We start from the raw sequence: 13,008 nt of genomic DNA, 5'->3' as shown, positions 1-13,008 counted from the left end.
CATTGCGCGCCGTCACAGGTCGAAATACTTGACGATGCCCGCCGGGCGGTTCTGCGGGTCCACCGCGATCAAGGAGGTGATCTTGCGTTTCAGCATCAGCTCTTCCGCATCGGCGAACATCGCATCGCAGGGAATGGTCAATGGCGTGGGCGTCATCAGCTGGCGGGCGCTCAGCGTGCCGGGCGCGTCGCTGCGCTCCATGCCGCGGCGCAGGTCGCCGTCGGTGATGATCCCCAGCAGGCAGCCATCGTCGTCCAGCACCACGGTCAGACCCAGGCAGCCCTTGGTCATGTGGTTGACCACTTGCTTGAAATCGTCGCCGGGATGGTTGCTGGGGACTGTCGGCGTCATCACGTCGCGGACGCGGGTCAGCAATTTTCTGCCCAGGGAGCCGCCGGGGTGGAAGCGGGCGAAGTCGGTGGGCTGGAACTGGCGCAGTTCCATCAAGGCCACGGCCAGCGCGTCGCCCATCACCAGCGTCAGGGTGGTCGACGTGGTGGGGGCCAGATTATGGGGGCAGGCTTCGCGCTCGATCGGGACCAGCAAGACGCAGTCCGCCTCGCGGGCCAGCGTCGAATCGCTTCCGCCGGTGATGGCCAATACCGGCGCGCCGATGTGTTTCAGGTAAGGCAGCAGGCGCAGCACTTCCTCGGTCTCGCCGCTGTTGGACAGCAGCAGCACGCTGTCCTGCGGGCTGATCATGCCCAGGTCGCCATGGAAGGCCTCGCCGGGGTGGACGAAGAAGCTGGAGGTGCCGGTGGACGCGAAAGTGGCGGCGATCTTGCGGCCGATGATGCCGGATTTACCCATGCCGCAGACGATCAGTTTGCCTTGCGTGGCGTGAATCAGCTCCACCGCATGGTTGAAGTCGTCCGACAGTCTGTCCGCCTGAGTCTGGAGCGCGCGGGCCTGCTCCGCGAAGACTGCCGATCCTGTGTGCGCATGCTGGGTCATGGTTATTGTTTAAAGTGCGTGCTTGGTATCAAAATTGTATCGGAATGTATAATTCTGCCATGACTGTGAACGTTTGTTGCAGTTTTTTTAAAAACACATCATTTTCATTCTGTTTACAATATGATTATCGGGCATTTAAATCTAATCAATGACAAATGGCTGTTCTTTTTGTAACAAAATAGAATGTGTACAGACTCTAGCCTAATTTCGCGATTCCAATAGCAGGAGCGGGATTTGCCGCGTATTTATGAAAATTTGATGCGGCGCGCCGCCGTTTCTGCGGGAATTTGACACCCCGGCCGCTACAGTTCGCTTGAGAGTGCATCCATACCTCAATCCTGGAGCGAGCCATCATGTCCGCACTGACTACTGAACACGGCCTGCCGGCTGATCCGGAGCCTGGAAGTCGCAGCCGGCTATTGCGTTTCCTGACCCATGAAAAGCGCTGCTGGCGCCGACTGGCTTATTGGTTGAAGCAGTTCAACTCGGATGCCGGCGTGCCTGCGCGTTGCTATGCCTGGCGCGCCGCGCCGGAAGATCCTCCTGAAGACCACGAGCACCTGCTGCTCTGACGCGTGTCCGATGCCGACGCGCGCCGCGTCGCCGCTTCGGCATCGTCCTTCCGTTTTTCCTCGCATTTCCGCCTGTGTTTTTGCGCCGTTGCCGCTACAATGGCTGCTTCCTGTTTCCATCTAGCTTGATCAATCATGAAGTCCGGTTCCGGTCCTTTGCCGCGCCTGCCTGGCAGCCGTTTGCAGCAACGGACCCGCAAGCAGCTGCGCGATGGCGGCGTGATCGCCTATTCCACTGAATCCTGCTACGGTTTGGGGTGCCGTCCGCTCGATGCCCGCGCGATACGCCGCGTGCTGGCGATCAAGGCGCGGCCTAACCATAAGGGGCTGATCGTCATCGCCGCCGATTTCGAGCAGATCCGCCACCTGGTCAAACCGTTGTCCGCCGCGCAGCGCGCGGAACTGGCGCGCTATTGGCCCGGTCCATATACCTTTTTGCTGCCGGCGTCGCGGCGGGTGCCGCCGGCCTTGCGCGGCCGGCACCACAAGATCGCGGTGCGGGTCACCGCGCACGGCGAGGCGGCGGCGCTGTGCCGTCGGCTTGGCACGGCGCTGGTGTCCACTTCGGCCAACCGGGCCGGGCAGAAATCGCTGAAGACGGCGCGAGCCTGTCGAATGGCTTTCAAGGACAAGGTGCTGACGCTGCCGGGCCGCATCGGCAAGCGGCGCAAGCCATCGACCATCATCGATCTGGAGAGCGGCCGCGTATTGCGCTAGGCCGCGTGTGAACTGAGGAATAAAACGTGCAACAGATTTCTTTTATCAGCCTGATCCTGAACGCCAGCCTGCTGGTGCAGCTGGTGATGGCGGGCCTGGCGCTGACGTCGCTGCTGTCGTGGGCGCTGATCTTCAACAAGATCTCGGTGCTGCGCTCGGCCAAGCGCCACAGCGAGGAGTTCGAGCGCAACTTCTGGAGCGGCGCCGATCTGAACCGCCTGTATGAAGACGTGTGCCGCCGCAGCGACACCGCCGGCATGGAGCGCATCTTCCAGTCCGGCTTCGCCGAGTTCCTGAAGCAGCGCGGCCGCAGCGGCGCCGAGCTGTCCGACATCATGGATGGCTCCCGCCGCGCGATGCGGGCGGCGGCGCAGCGCGAGCTGGACACGCTGGACAGTCACACCTCCTTCCTGGCCACCGTCGGCTCGGTCAGCCCCTACATCGGCCTGTTCGGCACCGTGTGGGGCATCATGCACGCCTTCATCGGCCTGGGGAACGCCGGCCAGGCCACGCTGAGCACCGTGGCCCCCGGCATCGCCGAGGCGCTGGTGGCCACCGCCATCGGCCTGTTCGCCGCGATTCCGGCGGTGGTGGCCTACAACCGCTTCGCCACCGACGTCGACCGCCTGGCCACCCGCTTCGACACCTATATGGAAGAGTTCTCCAACATCCTGCAGCGGCTGGCGACGCGTTAAGACGCTTGCCGTTTCGGCTTGCATACGGCATGGTTTCGGTTCGGAATTTACGGACTGAACCATGCCTTTTTCACGCCTCGCGCCGCTGACGCTGGCCGCCTTCCTCGCCCTCTACCTGGTCTGGGGCTCCACCTATCTGGTCATCCGCATCGGGGTCGAATCCTGGCCGCCGCTGCTGATGGCCGGCATCCGCTTCCTGCTGGCCGGCAGCCTGGTGCTGGCCTATCTCGCGTGGAAGAAGACGCCGTGGCCAAGCGCGCGCCAGCTGGGCGGCGCGGCCTTGCTGGGCGTGCTGATGCCGGCGATAGGCAACGGCCTGGTGACGGTGGCCGAGCGCGAGGTGTCGTCGGGCGTCGCCGCGCTGGTGATCGCGACGGTGCCGCTGTTCACGCTGCTGTTCGCCCGCTTGTTCGGCCACCAGTCGCGGCCGCTGGAGTGGGCCGGCATGGCGCTGGGCGTGGCGGGCATCGCGCTGCTGAACCTGGGTTCCAGCCTTAGCGCCAGCCCGCGCGGCGCGGCGCTGCTGATCCTGGCCTCGGCTGGCTGGGCGCTGGGTTCGGCCTGGAGCAAGAAGCTGCCGCAGCCTACCGGCGCGATGGGCAGCGCGTGGACCATGATTTTCGGCGGCCTGGCCCTGATCGCGTCGAGCTTCGCCGTCGGCGAGCGTCTGGCCGCCTGGCCCGGCGTCGAAGGCTGGGCCGCGCTGCTGTACCTGACGGTGTTCGGCTCGATGATCGCCTACAGCGCCTACCTGTATCTGTTGAAAACGGTGTCGGCGGCGGCGGCCACCAGCTATGCCTACGTCAATCCGGTGATCGCGGTGCTGCTGGGCGTGGTGTTTCTGGGCGAGCATGTCGGCGCGCACGAGATGCTGGCGATGGTGGTGATCGTCACCGCGGTGGTGTTGATCAGCTGGCGGCGTTCATGAGGGCTGCCGGCCTTTCCGGCATGCATGTCGGGGCGAAAGGGGCGTTCCTGTAGCGGAACCGCTACCTTGCCAATCAAGCAAAAAAAACGCCGCTCCCGGGAGCGGCGTTTTTCATTGCGGGCGCTGGGCTCAGATCGGCTGCCACAGCGTGGGCTGGGTGGACGGCGTCCAGCCGGCGCCGGCCCAGGCGGTGTGCGGTTGCAGGCAGCGGTATTGGCGGCCCTGGTAGCTGACTACCTGGCTTTGCGCGTATTTATCGCCTTCCTTCCAGGCGTTGGCCGCCGGCGGCTGGCCGCCGGCATCGCCCTTCTTCAGGTCGATCGCGAAGCCGTAGCCCTTGTAGCTGTCGTTCAGATAGACGCGATTGGCGGTGGCGTCCTTCACCGGGACGATGGAAACGGCGCGCTGCTGCGACTTCATCACGCCGATGCGGATGAATGGCGAGGCGGCATTCACCTTCTGCGCCAACTCGTACGGCCAATTCGCGATCTGGCCGCTGACGGCGTTCAGCGCCACCGTGTGTTTTTCGGCGTCGCGGCCCTGGCTGTCGAACACGCGCAGCGTGGCGCTGCTGCCGGCCGGCAGATTCTCGCGCGCGGCGACGTTGCCGATTTCCTTCCACGGATTGGCTGCCGGCGGCGCGGTGTCGCCGCCGAAGTTGACGTCGGAGCAGGAATAGAACGCCTCTTCGCTGTCGGAGCGTTTCCAGACGTTGAAGATGATGTGCTGGCCGGTCTTGCCTTGCGGCAGCTTCAGCGTCATGTGGTAGCGCTTGTTGGCGTCTTGCTGCGGGGTGCCGTTGATGGTGCCGAACGGCTCAAGATCCGACCATTTCAGCGGGCGGTCGGGGTTCCAGCCATTCCTGGTGACGTAGAACTTGAAGTACTTGGTGGCGTGCGGCGCGGTGGCCTTGTAGATGAATTCGAAGTTGCCGCTGGCGTCCGGCACGATGCTGGTGGCGCGCCAGTCGCGGCGTGCCAGGTTGAAGCCCTTGAATTCGGCTTTGCCGCCGCCGCACAGCGTGCCGTCCGGCACCACTGCCTGGTGGTTGTCGCCCTGCGGGTTCTGGTTGATGCCGTTCCAGTCGTACATGCCCTGGGTGCCGCCTGCCTGCTTGGCGGCCTGGCAGGCAGCGGTCTTCGGCGCCTCAGGACCTTCCAGGAAGCAGCTGTAGACGCGGTTGACCGGGATCTCCATCGTGCCGTGGGCCCATAGCGGGGCGCTCAGGCAGCTCAGGGCTAGGGCGGCGGAAAGATGCCAATGCAGTTTCATGCGGACTCCTTGTCTGGTAGTGGTATGTAAGCGCATCGTCATCAGCCAGGACATTCAAGTCCTTGAATCGGCTAAATGATTTAAAATACGATCATCATATTAAATGTAAGTTTATTAATTGGTATTAGTGCCAATCCTCATGCGCGGAGAGCGCAATTACTGATTCTTGCAAAGATCGTCTGTCATTTGACCTGCCCGATTGGTCGTCGGACGGCGCGTCCTGCGCCAACCATCACACGCTTCCTTGTTGCCGCGGCTCTGTCTGATTTCTCCTGATCGCCCGGTTTTGTCGTTTTGTTGCCATGCGCGATGCGCGAAGCGGGCTTGGCTTGATAATTGGTATTGACGTGGTATTAATGTGGTATTACCGTGCGAGCTGTAACGGAACGGTTACGCGGCCGGCTGTCCCGCGTTGGGATACCGGCGGGGCTTGACTGGGCTTACACTGCGGTTTTCAGACCACTTCGGACGACCATGGAAAACCGCTGGCAAGCATTGAAACCGGATGAAAACCTGAGCACGCCGCTGTATCTGCAGCTGTCGCGCAAGCTGGCCGACGCGATCAACGCCGGTTGGTGGCAAGCGGACGAGGCGCTGCCGTCGGAGCGGACGTTTTCGGAGGAGCTGGGCATTTCGCGGGTGACCGCGCGCAAGGCGATGGACGTGCTGCTGGAGCAGGGCATGATCCGCCGGCGCCAGGGCTCGGGCACCTTCATCACGCCCAGGCTGGAGCAGCCGCTGTCGCGTTTGACCGGCTTCACCGAGCAGCTGAGGCTGCGCGGCTTCGTGCCGTCATCGGTGTGGCTGGAGCGCGGGGTGTTTCCGCCCAGCAACGAGGAAGTGATCAAACTGGGGCTGTCGCCGACCTCGATGGTGGCGCGGCTCAAGCGCCAGCGCCTCGCCGACGGCGTGGTGATGGCGATTGAAATGAGCACGATGCCGGTCGCTTACCTGCCCGATCCGCAGGCAGTGGGCACTTCGCTGTACGCCCATCTGGACGCGGCCGGCCATTCGGTGGTGCGGGCTCTGCAGCATATCCGGGCGGTGAACGCCTCGGGCGACGTGGCCCAGCTTGCGGGCATCCGCCCCGGCGAGGCGATGCTGCTGATCACCCGGATCGGCTTCAATGCCGACAACGTGGCGATCGAGCTGACCGACACTTATTGCCGCAACGATTATTACGATTTCGTAGCTGAACTGAAACGATGACTGAAACGCAGACCTTGCAGGGCCGCATCCTGACCGCCTCCGGCTGGATGGACGGCGCCGTGCGCCTGGCGGCCGACGGCCGCATCGCAGCGATAGACGCCCGCCTGGCGTCGGGCCGCCAGCCCGAACGCTACATCCTGCCGGGTTTCATCGATCTGCACGTGCACGGCGGCGGCGGCGTGGACATCATGGAGGGCGGCGACGCCGTCTCCCATGTCGCCCGATTGCACGCGCGCTTCGGCACCACCTCCTTGCTCGCCACCACCATGACCGCGCCGCCGGAGGAAATCTCCCGCGTGCTGGCGGACATCGGTCGCTGCAGCAAGGAGCGGGCGCCGGCGGGCAGCCGCGTGCTCGGCGTGCACCTGGAAGGTCCGTACATCAACCCCGGCAAGCTGGGCGCCCAGCCTGACGACGCCTGCCGGGCGGCGATGGCGCAGATCAACGGCTACCGCGCGCTGGCGCCGATCTCGCTGATCACCCTGGCGCCGGAAATTCCGGGCCACCTCGACATCATCCGCGAGCTGAGCGAACAGGGCGTCCGGATGCAGATGGGCCATACCCTCGGCAGTTACGAGGAGGCGGTGGCCGCGCTGGAGCAGGGCGCGTCCGGCTTCACCCATCTTTTCAACGCCATGACTGGCTTGCATCACCGCCAGCCGGGCGTGGTCGGCGCGGCGCTGGCGCATGCCGAGTACGCCGAGCTGATCCCCGATCTGCTCCACGTCCATCCCGGCGCCATCCGCACCGCGCTGCGCGCCATTCCGCGCCTCTACTGCGTCACCGACTCCACCGCTGCCGCCGGCATGCCGGACGGCGAGTACAAGCTGGGCTCCCATTCGGTCACCAAGTGCATGGGCGGCGTCAGGCTGGCCGACGGCACGCTGGCCGGCAGCACGCTGACCATGGACCAGGCGCTGCGCAATCTGGTGAAGATCGGCCTGCCGCTGGCCGACGCCTCCAACCGCCTGTCGCTGTATCCGGCCGATTACCTGGGCCTGGCCGACCGCGGCCGGCTGGCAGCCGGCGCCTGGGCCGACATCGCGGTGATGGACGCCGAACTGAATCTGCAGCAAGTCTACGTTGAGGGAGAAGAGATTGGCCTCGTTGATGCTTGAGGAAGCGCTGTATTCCGCCGAAGCGGTGGCGGCGCAACATATGTACGCCGATGAAGGGCTGGCCGCGCTGGGGCGCGAGCTGGGCCGCATCAGCCCGCGGCTGGCGCTGACCGTCGCCCGAGGCAGTTCCGACCACGCCGCCAGCTACTTCGCCTACCTGGTGATGCAGCGTCTGGGCATTCCGGTGGTGTCGCTGCCGATGTCGCTGGTCACTCTGCACCAGTCGCCGCTGGCGGTGGACGGCCAACTGGCCGTCGCGCTGTCGCAATCCGGCCAGAGCCCGGACCTGGTGGACACCATGAAGTCCTTGTCCGCCGCCGGCGCCCACACCGTGGCGCTGGTCAACAAGCAGCAGTCGCCGCTGGCCGAGTCCTGCGACTGGGCGGTGCCGCTCTGCGCCGGCGAGGAAAAGAGCGTCGCCGCCACCAAGAGCTACATCACCGCGCTGTCCGCCGTCGCCCGTCTGGTCGCCCACTGGCAGGCCGACGAGGCGCTGCTTGCCGCGCTGGCCAACCTGCCGCAACGGCTGCAGGACGCCGCCGGGCTGGACTGGTCCGCCGCGATCGAGGTGCTGAAGCCGGCCGAGCGCATCATGGTGGTCGGCCGCGGCCTGGGCTTCGCGGTGGCGCTGGAAGCGGCGCTGAAGTTCAAGGAAACCTGCGCGATCCAGGCCGAAGCCTTCTCCGGCGCCGAGATCAAGCACGGCCCGATGGCGCTGATCGACGACGGCTACCCGCTGCTGGTGTTCGCGCCGCGCGGTCCGGAACAGCAGGGCTTGATCGAGCTGGCGGAAGAGATGCGCGGCCGCGGCGCGCGCGTGCTGCTGGCCGCGCCGGACAATGTGGCCAGCCGCGATCTGACGCTGGCGGTGGCCGACGATGAGGCGCTGGACCCGCTGCTGGCGATCCAGAGCTTCTACCTGATGGCGGCCCGCCTGTCCGAGGCGCGCGGCCTGAATCCGGATCTGCCGCGCCACCTGTCCAAGGTGACCCGCACCCGTTGACCGGATGAACAGACAGGCGGCGCAGACCGCCGTGGCGGCCGCGGCGACGCGGCCCGCCGACAACAAATCGACAGAATAAGGACGCTCGATGACCACAACGCTCGAACTGCTGGCTCCGTTCTCCGGGCCGGCGATCGCCCTCGACCGCGTGCCCGATCCGGTATTCGCCGGGCGGATGATGGGAGATGGCCTGGCCATCGACCCGCTGTCGCCGACGCTGCTGGCGCCCTGTAGCGGCGCGGTGGCCCAGCTGGCCCGCACCGGCCACGCGCTGACCATCGCCGCCGACAACGGCGCCGAGGTGCTGATCCATATCGGCATCGATACCGTCAAGCTGGAAGGCCGCGGCTTCCGTCCGTTGGTCGCCGTCGGCGACCGCGTGCAAGCCGGCCAGCCGCTGATCGAGGTGGACCTGGACGCGGTGGCGCGCCAGGCGCCGTCGCTGCAGACCATGGTGGTCATCGCCAATTCCGATCAATTCCATTTCCCCCGCCGTGCCGAAGGCCTGCTTGAAGCCGGCCGTTCGCACTTCCTGACCCTGGCGGCTCGCGAGGCTGTCTCCCCCCGCGAGTCCGCCGGCGGCCCGGAACGCCGCGGCGAGGCTGAGGTGCGCCATGAGGGCGGCCTGCACGCGCGGCCGTCGGCCTTGGTGCAGCAGGCGGCCAAGCGGCACGCCGCCGAGGTGTCCATCGAATTGTCCGGCAAGCGGGCCAACGCTCGCAGCGTGGTGGCGCTGATGGGCCTGGGCGTGGCTGAGAACGACCGCGTCGCGGTCATCGCCAGCGGCCATGACGCCGACGCGGCGCTGGCCGCCGTGATCGAGGCATTGCAAACCCGCAGCGAAGCCGGCCATGCCGCCGCGGCGCCGGTTGAAGCCCGCGAACCGGTCGCCGGCTATCTCGCCGGCGTGGCCGCCGCGCCGGGCCTGGCGATCGGCCGCGTGGTCAGACTGGACGCTTTCGAGATGCCGCTGCCGGAACAGGGCGCGGGCATCGCGGAAGAGCGGGCCGCGTTGACGGTGGCGCTGGCCCGGGTGCGCGGCGCGATCTCGTCCGGCATCGACGCGGCTTTGCGCCGCGGCGCCACCGCCGAGAGCGACATCTTCGCCGCCCATCTGGCCTTGCTCGACGATCCCGAGCTGCTGTCCGCCGCCGAGGCCGACATCGACGCCGGCGGCAGCGCCGGCCTTGGTTTCCGCCGCGCGGTGCGCGCCCAGTGCGCGATCCTGGCCGGACTGGGCAATCAACTGCTGGCCGAGCGGGTGGCCGATCTGAAAGACATCGAGCGCCAAGTGCTGGTGGCGCTGTACGGCGAGCCGGAGCAGGGGCCGGAGCTGTTCGACGCCTCCATCCTGGCGGCCGAGGACCTGGCGCCGTCCGAGCTGACCCGCCTGCCGCGCGGCAAGGTTGCCGGCATCATCACCGCCGCCGGCGGGGCCAGCGGCCATGTCGCCATCCTGGCGCGGGCGCTGGGCATTCCGGCGCTGGTGGCCTGCGGGCCGTCGGCGCTGGCGCTGGAGCAGGGCCAGACCCTGGTGCTGGACGCGCGCGCCGGCCTCGCCAATCCGCAGCCGAGCGCCGCCGATCTGGCCGCCGCTCGCGCCGAGATCGACAAATTAGAGGCGAAGCGCCGCGCGATGCAGGCATCCGCCAACGCGCCGGCCATCACCGTGGACGGCGTGGCGATCGAAGTGGCGGTCAACATCGCCAACGCCGACGACGCGCGCGAAGGCGTCGCCCATGGCGCCGACGCGGTGGGCCTGCTGCGCACCGAATTCCTGTTCATCGACCGCCGCGACGCGCCGACCGAGGCCGAGCAGACCGAAGCCTACCAGGCGGTGCTGGACGCGCTGGACGGCCGCAACGCCATCATCCGCACGCTGGACGTGGGCGGCGACAAAGAGGTGCCTTACCTGCAGCTGCCGCCGGAGCCGAATCCGGCGCTGGGCCTCAGGGGCATCCGCACCGGCTTCGCCTATCCGGACATGCTGGACACCCAGCTGCGCGCCTTGCTGGCGGTGAAGCCGCTGTCGCGGCTGCGCATTCTGGTGCCGATGATCGCCGATGTGGGCGAGCTGATCCGGCTGCGCGAGCGCATCGAGCAACTGGCCGGAGAAATGAATCTGGCCGAACGGCCGCAGCTGGGCGTGATGGTGGAAGTGCCGTCGGCGGCGCTGCTGGCCGACCAATTGGCCAAGCACGCCGATTTCCTGTCGATAGGCAGCAACGATCTGACCCAGTACACGCTGGCGATGGACCGCTGCAACGCCACGCTGGCCTCGCGCATTGACTCGATGCACCCGGGCCTGCTGCGCCTGATCGCCATCACGGTGGAAGGCGCGAAGAAGCACGGCAAATGGGTGGGCGTATGCGGCGCGATGGCGTCGGACCCGCAGGCGGTGCCGGTACTGATCGGCCTGGGCGTCGCCGAGCTGTCGGTCAGCCCGCGGCTGGTGCCGGAAGTGAAGAGCCTGGTGCGCGGGCTGTCGCGCCGGCATTGCGAGGAAGAGGCGCTGAGGCTGTTGGCGCTTGGGTCGCCGCAGGCGGTGCGCGGCAGGGTGACGGAACTGTGGCCCGGCGTGTGACGGCGGGCGTCGGTGCGAAGTGCTGGGGAGCCGCCATCGGACAAGACGGCACCAGAATTAACCTGGGAGATATGTTGTGAGTACTCTTAACAAGTTTGCCGGCATCCAGCAGCTGGGGCGCGCCCTGATGCTGCCGATCGCCGTGCTGCCGGTGGCCGGGCTGTTGCTGCGCTTGGGCCAGCCCGACCTGTTGGACATCAAGATCATGGCCCAGGCGGGCGACGCCATCTTCGGCAACCTGGCGCTGATCTTCGCCATCGGTGTGGCGGTCGGCTTCGCCAAGGACAACAACGGCACCGCCGGCCTGGCCGGCGCCATCGGCTTCCTGGTACTGACCGCGGTGCTGAAGGTGATCGACGACAAGATCAATATGGGCGTGCTGTCGGGCATCCTGTCCGGCCTGATCGGCGGCTATTTGTACAACCGCTACAAGGATATCAAGCTGCCCAGCTACCTGGCCTTCTTCGGCGGCAAGCGCTTCGTCCCCATCGTCACCGGCTTCACCATGTTGATATTGGGCGCGGTGCTGGGCTACATCTGGCCGCCGATCCAGCACGGCATCGACAGCGTCGGCAGATGGCTGATCGGCGCCGGCGAGATCGGCGTGTTCTTCTACGGCGTGCTCAACCGCATCCTGATCGTCACCGGTCTGCATCACATCATCAATACCATGGTCTGGTTCCAGGTGGGCGACTTCACCACGGCGGCAGGCAAGCTGGTGCATGGCGACATGACCCGCTTCTTCGCCGGCGACAAGAGCGCGGGCATCTTCATGGCCGGCATGTTCCCAGTGATGATGTTCGGCCTGCCGGCCGCCTGCCTGGCGATGTATCGCACCGCCAAACCGGAAAACCGCGCGGCTGTCGGCGGCTTGCTGTTCTCGATGGCGCTGACGGCGATGCTGACCGGCGTCACCGAGCCGGTGGAATTCGCCTTCATGTTCCTGGCGCCGATGCTGTATGCGATCCACGCTTTGCTGACCGGCCTGGCGCTGGCGGTGATGCACTGGTTCGGCGTCAAGCTCGGCTTCACCTTCTCCGCGGGTCTGTTCGACTACGTGATCAACTTCGGCATCGCCACAAAGCCGCTGCTGCTGTTGCCGATCGGCGCCGCTTACTTCGCCATCTACTATGTTCTGTTCGTGTTCTTCATCAAGAAGTTCGACCTGAAGACCCCGGGCCGCGAGGACGTGCTGGTGGCGGTGGCCGCTGTGAGCGCCGGCACCGGCCGCGCGCGCGCCTTCATCGACGCGCTGGGCGGCGCCGCCAACCTGAAGTCGGTGGACGCCTGCACCACTCGTCTGCGCCTGCAGGTGGCCAGCAACGACAAGGTCAACGAGGTGGCGCTGAAGGCGCTGGGCTCGCGCGGCCTGATCAAGCCGGCCGCCGGCAGCGTGCAAGTGGTGCTGGGGCCGGAGGCCGACCTGATCGCCGACGAAATCCGCGGCGCGCTGGGCAGCGCCGCCGCGGAACCGCAAGTCGCCGCGCCGGCGGTGGCCGAGTCGCTGGCTTCCGCAGCCGCGGCGGGCGGCGCCAGCATCGACAAGGCGCGCTGGCTGGCGGCGCTGGGCGGCGCCGGCAATGTGCGCAAGATCGAAGCGGTGGCCGGCAGCCGGCTGCGGGTGGAAGTGGCCGACGCCGCGCTGGTGGACCAGGCCGCGCTGCTGCAGCTGGGCGCCAGCGGCGTCACCGCGGTGTCCGCCAGCCTGCTGCACGTGGTGCTGCAGGCCGACGCCGCGCCGTACGCCGCGGTTTTGCAAGGATGAGGCGCTAAAATCGCAAACACTTGATGTAGCGTGTTGATTACAAGCGAAAATCAGAGGAAAGTGACAGCGCGGGACCGGAAACGGCCTGCGCTGTTTTTGTTTGGCGGGGCGCGCTGTCCCCGCTCGGCGGCGACAGGCCCCGTCCGCGGAATTCGCATTTTTCGGTGGCGATGTTCACTCCATCGAATCGT

General features: G+C 66.5%; 11 protein-coding genes. 9 read left to right on the top strand and 2 right to left on the bottom strand.

Features of this window, described 5'->3' with window-relative positions:
- Positions 1 to 12: 12 nt before the first annotated feature.
- Positions 13 to 954: a KpsF/GutQ family sugar-phosphate isomerase gene (locus ACX17K_RS04985; protein ID WP_104945550.1), complete on the bottom strand. Its 942-nt coding sequence runs from the start codon at positions 952 to 954 to the stop codon at positions 13 to 15.
- Positions 955 to 1,307: 353 nt separating this feature from the next.
- On the opposite strand from ACX17K_RS04985, the gene ACX17K_RS04980 reads away from it, so the two are divergent.
- From ACX17K_RS04980 to yedA, 4 genes are all read left to right on the top strand, one after another.
- Positions 1,308 to 1,526, top strand: a complete 219-nt coding sequence (locus ACX17K_RS04980; protein WP_231149764.1) for a hypothetical protein — start codon at positions 1,308 to 1,310, stop codon at positions 1,524 to 1,526.
- Positions 1,527 to 1,661: 135 nt separating this feature from the next.
- Entirely contained in the window at positions 1,662 to 2,243 is a 582-nt protein-coding gene (gene tsaC, locus ACX17K_RS04975; RefSeq protein ID WP_463089009.1) for an L-threonylcarbamoyladenylate synthase type 1 TsaC, read from the top strand.
- A 26-nt stretch (positions 2,244 to 2,269) separates the two neighbouring features.
- Complete coding sequence (tolQ, locus tag ACX17K_RS04970) at positions 2,270 to 2,938, top strand: protein TolQ (protein ID WP_021475840.1); 669 nt, start codon at positions 2,270 to 2,272, stop codon at positions 2,936 to 2,938.
- Between the two features lie 61 nt (positions 2,939 to 2,999).
- Entirely contained in the window at positions 3,000 to 3,866 is an 867-nt protein-coding gene (gene yedA, locus ACX17K_RS04965) for a drug/metabolite exporter YedA (RefSeq protein WP_493773924.1), read from the top strand.
- 129 nt (positions 3,867 to 3,995) lie between these two features.
- Here the strand turns inward: yedA and ACX17K_RS04960 are convergent, their stop codons facing one another.
- Positions 3,996 to 5,138 (bottom strand): lytic polysaccharide monooxygenase, encoded by a 1,143-nt coding sequence (locus tag ACX17K_RS04960; protein ID WP_493773923.1) that lies wholly within the window; start codon positions 5,136 to 5,138, stop codon positions 3,996 to 3,998.
- Between the two features lie 474 nt (positions 5,139 to 5,612).
- Here ACX17K_RS04960 and ACX17K_RS04955 point away from each other — a divergent pair, with 474 nt between their 5' ends.
- The 5 genes from ACX17K_RS04955 to nagE all read left to right on the top strand — a co-directional run bounded on the left by ACX17K_RS04955 (position 5,613) and on the right by nagE (position 12,817).
- On the top strand, positions 5,613 to 6,347 hold the full coding sequence (locus ACX17K_RS04955; protein WP_021475838.1) for a GntR family transcriptional regulator: 735 nt from the start codon (positions 5,613 to 5,615) through the stop codon (positions 6,345 to 6,347).
- Positions 6,344 to 7,465 carry an N-acetylglucosamine-6-phosphate deacetylase gene (gene nagA, locus ACX17K_RS04950; protein WP_046167790.1) on the top strand — a complete coding sequence of 374 codons (1,122 nt, stop codon included), beginning with the start codon at positions 6,344 to 6,346 and terminating at the stop codon, positions 7,463 to 7,465. Before ACX17K_RS04955 ends, nagA begins: the two co-directional genes overlap by 4 nt.
- Positions 7,446 to 8,468, top strand: a complete 1,023-nt coding sequence (locus ACX17K_RS04945) for an SIS domain-containing protein (RefSeq protein ID WP_493773922.1) — start codon at positions 7,446 to 7,448, stop codon at positions 8,466 to 8,468. Before nagA ends, ACX17K_RS04945 begins: the two co-directional genes overlap by 20 nt.
- An 88-nt stretch (positions 8,469 to 8,556) precedes the next feature.
- On the top strand, positions 8,557 to 11,052 hold the full coding sequence (ptsP, locus tag ACX17K_RS04940; protein WP_493773921.1) for a phosphoenolpyruvate--protein phosphotransferase: 2,496 nt from the start codon (positions 8,557 to 8,559) through the stop codon (positions 11,050 to 11,052).
- Positions 11,053 to 11,128: 76 nt separating this feature from the next.
- Positions 11,129 to 12,817 (top strand): N-acetylglucosamine-specific PTS transporter subunit IIBC, encoded by a 1,689-nt coding sequence (gene nagE / locus ACX17K_RS04935; protein WP_493773920.1) that lies wholly within the window; start codon positions 11,129 to 11,131, stop codon positions 12,815 to 12,817.
- The last annotated feature ends 191 nt before the right edge of the window (positions 12,818 to 13,008 follow it).

This window comes from Chromobacterium sp. INPA-IVC (genome assembly GCF_059047085.1).
The sequence above is the reverse complement of the archived record's forward strand: the minus strand, read 5'-3'. Positions and strand labels throughout refer to the sequence as shown.

Coding starts and splice junctions, on each gene's coding strand:
- ACX17K_RS04985 (WP_104945550.1), bottom strand. CDS start 954: ATGACCCAGCATGCGCACACAGGATCGGCAGTCTTCGCGGAGCAGGCC.
- ptsP (WP_493773921.1), top strand. CDS start 8,557: ATGACCACAACGCTCGAACTGCTGGCTCCGTTCTCCGGGCCGGCGATC.
- tsaC (WP_463089009.1), top strand. CDS start 1,662: ATGAAGTCCGGTTCCGGTCCTTTGCCGCGCCTGCCTGGCAGCCGTTTG.
- ACX17K_RS04960 (WP_493773923.1), bottom strand. CDS start 5,138: ATGAAACTGCATTGGCATCTTTCCGCCGCCCTAGCCCTGAGCTGCCTG.
- nagA (WP_046167790.1), top strand. CDS start 6,344: ATGACTGAAACGCAGACCTTGCAGGGCCGCATCCTGACCGCCTCCGGC.
- ACX17K_RS04980 (WP_231149764.1), top strand. CDS start 1,308: ATGTCCGCACTGACTACTGAACACGGCCTGCCGGCTGATCCGGAGCCT.
- yedA (WP_493773924.1), top strand. CDS start 3,000: ATGCCTTTTTCACGCCTCGCGCCGCTGACGCTGGCCGCCTTCCTCGCC.
- ACX17K_RS04955 (WP_021475838.1), top strand. CDS start 5,613: ATGGAAAACCGCTGGCAAGCATTGAAACCGGATGAAAACCTGAGCACG.